General features: G+C 66.0%; 10 protein-coding genes. 3 read left to right on the top strand and 7 right to left on the bottom strand.

Annotated features, from left to right (window positions below; translation table 11 throughout):
• Positions 1-64 precede the first annotated feature (64 nt).
• The 3 genes from arsC to PEM_RS11265 form a co-directional block, all read right to left on the bottom strand.
• Positions 65-406: an arsenate reductase (glutaredoxin) gene (gene arsC / locus PEM_RS11275; protein WP_005417554.1), complete on the bottom strand. Its 342-nt coding sequence runs from the start codon at positions 404-406 to the stop codon at positions 65-67.
• Positions 406-1,560 carry a phospholipase A gene (locus PEM_RS11270; RefSeq protein ID WP_111174688.1) on the bottom strand — a complete coding sequence of 385 codons (1,155 nt, stop codon included), beginning with the start codon at positions 1,558-1,560 and terminating at the stop codon, positions 406-408. The genes arsC and PEM_RS11270 overlap by 1 nt, the downstream gene beginning before the upstream one ends.
• Positions 1,561-1,678: 118 nt before the next feature.
• Complete coding sequence (locus tag PEM_RS11265; protein ID WP_111174687.1) at positions 1,679-2,164, bottom strand: DUF456 domain-containing protein; 486 nt, start codon at positions 2,162-2,164, stop codon at positions 1,679-1,681.
• Between the two features lie 235 nt (positions 2,165-2,399).
• On the opposite strand from PEM_RS11265, the gene PEM_RS11260 reads away from it, so the two are divergent.
• Entirely contained in the window at positions 2,400-2,609 is a 210-nt protein-coding gene (locus tag PEM_RS11260) for a cold-shock protein (RefSeq protein ID WP_005417546.1), read from the top strand.
• Between the two features lie 73 nt (positions 2,610-2,682).
• Here PEM_RS11260 and PEM_RS11255 read toward each other — a convergent pair whose 3' ends face one another.
• Together PEM_RS11255 and PEM_RS11250 are read right to left on the bottom strand one after the other, a co-directional pair.
• Entirely contained in the window at positions 2,683-3,177 is a 495-nt protein-coding gene (locus PEM_RS11255) for a glycine zipper 2TM domain-containing protein (RefSeq protein ID WP_005417545.1), read from the bottom strand.
• Positions 3,178-3,313: 136 nt separating this feature from the next.
• The gene (locus PEM_RS11250) at positions 3,314-3,748 is read right to left on the bottom strand and encodes a cytochrome c (protein ID WP_005417544.1); all 435 of its coding nucleotides are present in this window, start codon (positions 3,746-3,748) and stop codon (positions 3,314-3,316) included.
• A 79-nt stretch (positions 3,749-3,827) separates the two neighbouring features.
• On the opposite strand from PEM_RS11250, the gene PEM_RS11245 reads away from it, so the two are divergent.
• Complete coding sequence (locus PEM_RS11245) at positions 3,828-4,655, top strand: tRNA threonylcarbamoyladenosine dehydratase (RefSeq protein WP_005417543.1); 828 nt, start codon at positions 3,828-3,830, stop codon at positions 4,653-4,655.
• Positions 4,656-4,732: 77 nt separating this feature from the next.
• Here the strand turns inward: PEM_RS11245 and PEM_RS11240 are convergent, their stop codons facing one another.
• Together PEM_RS11240 and PEM_RS11235 are read right to left on the bottom strand one after the other, a co-directional pair.
• Positions 4,733-5,506 carry a TatD family hydrolase gene (locus tag PEM_RS11240; protein WP_111174686.1) on the bottom strand — a complete coding sequence of 258 codons (774 nt, stop codon included), beginning with the start codon at positions 5,504-5,506 and terminating at the stop codon, positions 4,733-4,735.
• Positions 5,503-5,718 carry a DUF6116 family protein gene (locus PEM_RS11235; RefSeq protein WP_005417541.1) on the bottom strand — a complete coding sequence of 72 codons (216 nt, stop codon included), beginning with the start codon at positions 5,716-5,718 and terminating at the stop codon, positions 5,503-5,505. Before PEM_RS11235 ends, PEM_RS11240 begins: the two co-directional genes overlap by 4 nt.
• Before the next feature lie 163 nt (positions 5,719-5,881).
• On the opposite strand from PEM_RS11235, the gene PEM_RS11230 reads away from it, so the two are divergent.
• On the top strand, positions 5,882-6,724 hold the full coding sequence (locus PEM_RS11230; RefSeq protein WP_065178309.1) for a glycine zipper 2TM domain-containing protein: 843 nt from the start codon (positions 5,882-5,884) through the stop codon (positions 6,722-6,724).
• The last annotated feature ends 14 nt before the right edge of the window (positions 6,725-6,738 follow it).

The raw sequence follows: 6,738 nt of genomic DNA, 5'->3' as shown, positions 1-6,738 counted from the left end.
GGGACGGAGGGAATTAAGTCGTTTGTGCACAAACGACTTAATTCCCTCCGTCCCCTTTTCCGGGCTACAGGATCTCCAGCACTGTTTCCGGTGGGCGGCACAGCCGCGTGCCCTTGGTCGTGCGCACCACGGGGCGATTGATCAAGCGGGGATGTTCGCTCATCGCCGCCAGCAGCGTGGCGTCGTCGGCGCCGTCCAGGCCCAGTTCGGCGAACAGCGCCTCCTTGCTGCGTACCAGTTCCTGTGCGTGCAGCCGGGATTCGGCCAGTACCTGGCGCAGCGTGGCTGCGTCCGGCGGGTTGCCCAGGTAGTCGATCACCACCGGCTCGAAGCCCGCATCGCGGATCAGTTTCAGTGCGCCGCGCGAGTTGCTGCAGGCCGGGTTGTGCCAGATCGTCACGTCCATCAGAACCACTCCAGCAGAGACACGCCCACACCCACGTAGGTGGCCTTGTGGTTGTAGTCGATCAGGCTTTCGCCGTAGCCGTCGAAGACCTGCACATGGCCACGCAGCAGGTTGCTGATCGGGAAGCCGTAGTCCAGCTGCAGCGCACCGTGCGAACGGCTTCCGGTGCGCAGTGAATGGCGCGCCATCAGCGAGACCTCATGCCCATTGCGGTTCCAGGTCAGGGTAGCGTCGCCGCGGCCCATGTAATCGTCGATGTCCGGATTGTTGTCTTCGCTGCGGCTTTCCGGAATGCGGTACCAGGGACGCAGCACCAGCGCCCAGTTCTCGCGGTCCAGGCCGATGTTGAGCATGACCCGGTTCCAGCTGCGTGACAGCGGGTCGGCGCGGCCATTGGACTGGTGGTTCAGCGCGATGCCGGTCATGCGCCCGCGCCAGCCACCGATCGAGTAGCCGTTGCGGAACACCATCATCACTTCCGGCTCGTAATTGGTTTCGCGGAACGGGCGCGAATCCTCGCTGTTGTAGGCCTGCCAGCGCGAACTCTGGGTGTAGCCGGCCCAGATGTCGCCGTTGTCGCCGAACAGGTTCTCGACGATCTTGGTCTTGAAGCTGATCTGGAACTTCAGCTCGGCACTGTCGAGTACCTGCGGGGTGGTTACGCTGTTGGCCGGGTTCGGCGAGTGCGGCATGGTGTTGCGATCGCTGGTCCAGAAGGCGGGCAGCAGGTACACCGGCTTGTAGGCGCGCAGTTGGAACGGCCCCAGCTTGGAGTCCTCGGCCAGTTCCCAGCGGCTGTCCAGCAGCGAACCGCGGCCGGCGTTGGCCAGCGCGCTGTCCGGCGTCGCCGGGCGGAACAGGTCGCTCACCCGCTCGCGCAGCTTTTCCTCGCCCTGGCTCACGCGCGCGGTCTGCCGTTCTTCGCGGCGGGCCTGTGCAGCCGCTTCGGCGGCAGCATCAGCGGCGGCGGTAGCCTCCGGGGTATGCCCGAACAGGCGGTCATAGCAGGCCAGCCGGGCCGCGTCGGTGGTAATTGCCGCGCAGGCGGCCGGTGAGGTATCGGCGGTAGGCGCGAACTCCTGCGCAGCCAGCGGTGCACTGGCCAGGGCAAGCGCCAGCGGCGCCAGACGGGGAGACAGCGTGGGGAGGGTCATTGCAGCAGGCCCTTCGATGAATTCGGGAATCACACAGTGTGGCGGCTGTGCCGGATCGCGGCCAGCCCCACGGTTTATGCACGGTCACAGCGTGCGCGTGGCGTGAAGGCCCGGTGGCTCAGAAGAACCAGGCGAACGCGAACAGGCCCAGCATCGCGATCACGACCGCCAGTTTCAGTGCCAGGCCAAGCAGGATGCCGAGCCAGGTGGCCAGACCGACCCTGGTCGAGCGGCCGAGTTCGCGGGTGTGCCAGTACTCGCCGAGCAGGGCACCGACCAGCGGTCCGGCGAACAGGCCGATGGGCATGAAGAACAGGCCGACGATGCTGCCGACGAAGGTTCCCCACAGCGCCTTGCGGCTGGCACCGACACGCTGCGCGCCGACCACCGTGGCCAGCACGTCCACCAGCAGCGAAAGCAGGGTCAGTACCCCAAGCGCGACCAGGGTAGGCCAGCCGACGTGGGCAAAGCCGTCGGCCCAGGCGGCCAGCAGCAGTCCGATGAACACCAGCGGGATGCCCGGGAGGGCCGGCAGGATGACGCCGGCGATGCCTATCAGGACAAAAATGACCGCTAGCAGATACAAGATGAATGAGAGTCCCATGCTGTCCCGTATGGAGTCCGTTTTGGGGTTGACAGTGAAAGATTTTGCCAGTTGCTTTTTCGTTTTGGCCGGGTTAAGTTGCAGTCGCTGAGCTTGGCAAGGTCACCGTGGATCGTGGCCTGATGAAGCAAGATCTTCCCGATCCGCTGCATCGATGCACCTCGCTTCCCCCTTGCTTGTCAGCCGCCCACCAGGCGTTTCCAACAACAAGAGAGAGTCAAAGGGAGTTAGTGAGATGGCTGATCGCGAGACCGGTACCGTAAAGTGGTTCAATGATGCGAAGGGCTTCGGCTTCATCAGCCGGCAGAATGGCGAGGACGTGTTCGTGCACTTCCGCGCCATCGAGACCCAGGGCTTCAAGAGCCTCAAGGAAGGCCAGAGTGTGAGCTTTGAAGTCGTGCAGGGCCAGAAGGGCCTGCAGGCTGACAAGGTCCAGCCGATGTAACACCTGCCGTCCGTCGGCATGAAAAAAGGCCCGCGCAAGCGGGCCTTTTTCTTTGCCTTTGGCCCGCTGCAGGTCAGCGCAGGATGACCTTGCCGTTGACCACGCGCACATAGGTGTTCTCACGGATGCCACCCAGGTCACGCTGATTGACCACGATGGTGCGGCCATCATCCATGCGCACGCTGATGTCGTAGGTATCGCTGGTCACGTTCTTCTGGATCTGGTTGCCGGCCAGGGCGCCACCGACTGCGCCTGCAGCGGCGGCAATGTTCTTGTTGCCACGGCTGCCACCGGTGTGGTCGGAGATTTCATGGCCGGCCACGGCGCCAACGATGCCGCCGAGGATCGCGCCGGTCGCGCTGGGCGCGGTGCGGCCCGAGGGCACGGTATTGATGCGGGTGACGATGCCACAGTCCGCGCAGCGGCCCTGGTTGTAGCCGCCGTTGTTGCCGTAGCCGCCGTTGTTGTAGCCGTTGTTGTAACCACCGCCACTGTAACCGGGCGAGGTGGCACAACCGGCCAGCGCGAGGGTAGCAATGGCGCTGGCGGCGATGAGCTGGATCTTCATGGGGCGTCTCCTGGCCGTGAAGGCGGGTATGTTGGGTGGTACTGCGTCATGCAGCAGGGTGGACGAATCCTCTCCCTTCGAACGTGAACAACGCGCCAACCACGCACCCGATGCCCGGCTGCAGGATGAACGCGCCTCAGCGGAAATCCTGGTGGCAGGCCCGGCAATCGGCCTGCAGCGTTTCCACGAGCTGGGCCAAGGCCCTGCAGTCGCCTGGCGGTGCAGCCAGCGCCGTGTTGAGGTTGCCGCGAAGTCGGCTGGCGTGCTGCTGGAACTGCGTGCTGTCCTTCAGCCCGGGAAACGCCAGGTCCAGGTCATTGGACAACAGGCGTAGCGCCTGCAGCCGCGGCACGCTGTCGGCCAGGCTGCAGCGGTTCTGCTGCTGGGCCCGCTGCAGCAGCTGCGACTGCCGCTGCATCACCTGCATCAGGCTGTCCGGGAACGGGTCGCGACGCGCCTGCAGGGCGCGGCCTACCATCACCGTGGCGACCAGGCCGATCAGCAGGCCCAGGCACAGTACGAACAGGTAGCGATGGGCAGGGGACAGGCGGCGGGGCGGGCTGGCGTTCATGCGGGCTCTCCGGGCGTGCAACGGTGGGTTCGACGCCGGCGTGCTTTGGGGGCTGGCACCTGCACGTTAAAATAGCCCGATGAACGAACAGGTCAAACAACGCTTTGCCGGCATCGAACGGCTGTATGGCGTGGGTGCGCTCGAGCGCCTGCAGGGCAGCCGCGTGGCGGTGGTCGGCATGGGCGGCGTCGGCTCGTGGGTGGTGGAGGCGCTGGCCCGTTCGGCGGTCGGTCATCTGACCCTGATCGATGCCGACGACATCTGCGTGTCCAACACCAACCGGCAGCTGCCGGCGATGGAAGGCAATTACGGGCGCAACAAGGCCGAGGCGATGGCCGAGCGCTGCCGTGCGATCAATCCGGGGATCGACGTCGATGCCGTGCAGGCATTCCTGACGATGTCCAACATGGCTGAGCTGCTGGACCGCGGGTTCGATCTGGTGATCGATGCCTGCGACAGCTTCCGGGTCAAGGTCGAGACGATCGCCTGGTGCCGCCGCCGCAAGCTGCCGCTGCTGACCGTCGGCGCTGCCGGTGGCCGCACCGACCCGACCCTGGTACGTATCCGCGACGTCTCGCGCACCGAGCACGACGCCATGCTGGCGCTGATCCGCAAGAAGCTGCGCAGCGAGTTCAACTTCCCGAAGAACGCCAAGCGCTATTTCGGCGTGCCGGCCGTGTATTCGCTGGAGAATGTGAAGTACCCGCAGGCCGATGGCAGCGTCTGCGGCATTCGTCCGAACCTGGGTGCCGATGCGGCGTTGAAGCTGGACTGCGGCGCCGGTCTGGGCGCGGCGACCCACATCACCGGCGCGTTCGCCTTTGCGGCGGTGGGCAAGGCGCTTGAGATGCTGCTGGAGCCGAAGAAGGCGAAAACCGAGGTGACCGAGGCCTACGCCGACGCGTGACGGTGGTGCCGGCCGCTGGCCGGCATCGGGTTCGTCGCCGTCGTTACAGCGTGCCGGTCAAGGTCGGGCCCCCGCCGTCACTTTGCCGGCAGCGCGAACAGCCGCCGTGCATTCTCTGTCGTGGCCTGTGCCAGGGCCTCCAGCTCCATTCCGCGCAGCGCGGCCACGTGCCGGGCAATGGTTGCCAGCCGTGCCGGTTCGTTGCGCTGGCCGCGGACCCCTGCGTCGGGCTGGTCGGGCGCGTCGGTTTCCAGCAGCAGCTGCTCCAGCGGCATCCCGCGTACCAGCCGTTGCAGGCGCTGCGCCCGCTCGTAGGTCAGCGGACCGCCAAGGCCCAGCAGGAAGCCGTGCCTGTGCAGTTGCGCGGCCTGTTCGGGGCTGCCGGAAAAACTGTGCACCACGCCGCGCAGGCCGCCGACGCGACGGATCGCGGCGATCACCGCATCCACCGCGCGTCGCGCGTGCACGATCACCGGCAGATCGAATTCTCGGGCCAGTTCCAGCTGGCCGATGAAATACGCCTGTTGAGCCTCGGCATCCAGTCCTTCGACGAAGAAGTCGAGGCCGCATTCGCCGATCGCGCAGGGGCGTTCGCGCTCGATCCACTCGCGCAGCAGTGGCAGGTGCCCAGGCTGGTGATCGGCCAGGAACACCGGGTGCAGGCCGAAGGCCGGGTACAGCCCGGGCGCCTGCTGGCAGACCTCGCGCAGTTTCGGCCAGCTGGCAGCGGTGACCGCGGGCACCACCTGTTGGCGCACACCCACGGCCTGCGCCCGCTCGATCACCGCGGCACGGTCAGGGTCGAACGCGCTCGCGTCGAGATGACAGTGGCTGTCGACCAGCACGCTCAACGCTGTTCCAGCGGCGGTGGCGTGGTGGCGTTGCGGCTCTTCCAGTTCGCCAGCAGCAGCGTGCCGAAGCCCAGCACCAGCTCATCGATGAACGGGATCGGGTCCGGGATGAACAGCGTCAGCACGAACAGGCCGGCGGTGAGCTTGAACAGGGTGGGGTAGCGCAGCCGGCGCGCCCATTGCAGTACTGGCAGCAGCATCGGGTTGGCCATGGCGGGGATCCTCGTGGGGAATATGCAAACGCTACCACGGGCCCTGCATTTCCCGATGCTGAATGGGTTACAGCAATGAGCAGGAAATGTGGAGATTCCGTTCAGGCAGCGCGTGCTGCAATCTGTCCCGAGAACGTTGCGGATGGTCCGCAAGGAGCAGGTCATGAAAAGCACAACTACAACTGTCCTGGTCGCAGCGGGCGCGCTGCTGGTTGGTGGCATCGCCACCGCCGCCTTCATGAAGAGTGGCGACCGCTCGCCCGACTCCATCAGCGCCGCAACCCCCAATGGCGAGTCGCGCCTGGTCGATGGCAACGCCACCGACGATGGCGTACGTGGTGACAAGCTTGACCCGTCGGCGCCGCGCGGGCTGGAATATGCCGATGTGCTGAAGGTCGACCCGATCACCGAGAAGCAGAAGGCCTATGCCACCGTGATCGGCACCGATCCGGTGCGCGAGACCTCCACCACCCAGACTCCGCACGAGGTCTGCCAGGACGTGACGGTGCAGGAACGCCTGCCGGAGCGTGATGGCAACGTTGGCGGTACCGTGGTTGGCGCGGTGGTGGGTGGCCTGCTCGGCAACCAGGTCGGTGGCGGCAACGGCAAGAAGGCCGCGACCGCAGCCGGTGCGGTGGCCGGTGGCTTCATCGGCAACCAGATCGACAAGCGCCACGTGGGCGGCCGCGTGGTCAACCGCACCGAGCGCCAGTGCCACACCGAAACCGCAACGTCCGAGTCGAGCCGCGTCACCGGTTACAACGTGACCTATCGCAACGAAGACGGCACCACCGGCACCATGCGCATGGCCAGCAAGCCGGGCAGCCGCATCGCCATGGGTACCAATGATGTGGTGAAGGGCTACAACGTGACCTATCGCTATGATGGCGCCGAGAAGACCGTGCGCATGGACAACAAGCCGGCCAGCGATCGCCTGCCGGTGGTCGATGGCCAGCTGGTCACGCAGACCGCTGCTGCCGGCGCCACGGCGGCCACGCGCCAGTAATCCAGAACACCCTG

It is taken from the genome of Stenotrophomonas sp. Pemsol, from assembly GCF_003586545.1.
GTDB lineage: Bacteria > Pseudomonadota > Gammaproteobacteria > Xanthomonadales > Xanthomonadaceae > Stenotrophomonas > Stenotrophomonas sepilia.
This window is presented reverse-complemented; position numbering and strand designations above follow the sequence as displayed.

Bases quoted from the DNA above. Each gene is read 5' to 3' on its own strand.
- arsC (WP_005417554.1), bottom strand. From the start codon at position 406: ATGGACGTGACGATCTGGCACAACCCGGCCTGCAGCAACTCGCGCGGC.
- PEM_RS11270 (WP_111174688.1), bottom strand. From the start codon at position 1,560: ATGACCCTCCCCACGCTGTCTCCCCGTCTGGCGCCGCTGGCGCTTGCC.
- PEM_RS11265 (WP_111174687.1), bottom strand. From the start codon at position 2,164: ATGGGACTCTCATTCATCTTGTATCTGCTAGCGGTCATTTTTGTCCTG.
- PEM_RS11260 (WP_005417546.1), top strand. From the start codon at position 2,400: ATGGCTGATCGCGAGACCGGTACCGTAAAGTGGTTCAATGATGCGAAG.
- PEM_RS11255 (WP_005417545.1), bottom strand. From the start codon at position 3,177: ATGAAGATCCAGCTCATCGCCGCCAGCGCCATTGCTACCCTCGCGCTG.
- PEM_RS11250 (WP_005417544.1), bottom strand. From the start codon at position 3,748: ATGAACGCCAGCCCGCCCCGCCGCCTGTCCCCTGCCCATCGCTACCTG.
- PEM_RS11245 (WP_005417543.1), top strand. From the start codon at position 3,828: ATGAACGAACAGGTCAAACAACGCTTTGCCGGCATCGAACGGCTGTAT.
- PEM_RS11235 (WP_005417541.1), bottom strand. From the start codon at position 5,718: ATGGCCAACCCGATGCTGCTGCCAGTACTGCAATGGGCGCGCCGGCTG.
- PEM_RS11230 (WP_065178309.1), top strand. From the start codon at position 5,882: ATGAAAAGCACAACTACAACTGTCCTGGTCGCAGCGGGCGCGCTGCTG.